This window comes from Streptomyces tropicalis, from assembly GCF_029269835.1.
In the GTDB taxonomy this organism is placed as follows: domain Bacteria; phylum Actinomycetota; class Actinomycetes; order Streptomycetales; family Streptomycetaceae; genus Streptomyces; species Streptomyces tropicalis.
Window position 1 is genome coordinate 1 of record NZ_JARJBB010000111.1, and the last position, 501, is coordinate 501.

The 501-nt window shown below is 73.7% G+C and carries 1 protein-coding gene; it reads right to left on the bottom strand.

Going from position 1 to position 501, the window contains the following annotated elements; genetic code table 11:
* Positions 1-269 precede the first annotated feature (269 nt).
* Positions 270-501 (bottom strand): hypothetical protein (locus P3H78_RS33255; RefSeq protein WP_276112888.1); only part of this gene is annotated, 232 nt, incomplete at its 5' end.

Here is a 501-nt window from a genome sequence, read left to right on the forward strand (position 1 = left end):
GTGTTCATGTAGACGGTGGCGGTGTACGCGGCCGGGGCGGGGGTGTTGCCGACGGCGTCGGCGTCGTCGATGCGGGCGGTGACGGTCAGGGGGCGGGTCACGGCGGTCGTCACGGCGGGTACTCCCATCGGGGTGTGGCTGGTTGATGGGGTGACCGTGGGGTGGGAGGCGGTTAGAGGGGCAAGGCGCAGCGGGTGCGGGGGTGTTGGACGCGCGAAAGGCCCACCCCGGGTGGGGTGGGCCTTGTACGGGGGTGCGGGTGGCTGGTGTCAGCGGGCGTTGCGGCGGCGGGCGGCCGCGAAGCCGAGGGGGATGGCGATCTCGACCCCGGCGCCGATGAGGAGCGGGGCGAGCGCCTTGCGGGGGGCGGGGGTTGTCGGCTTCCTGTCGCCCTGCCGGAGCTCGGCGACCAGCCGGTTGCGGGCGGCGGTGAGCAGCACGGCGCTGGCGATGAGCAGGATGCGCTTCTTCGTCACGGGAGTCCCTTGATTCGGTGGGGCC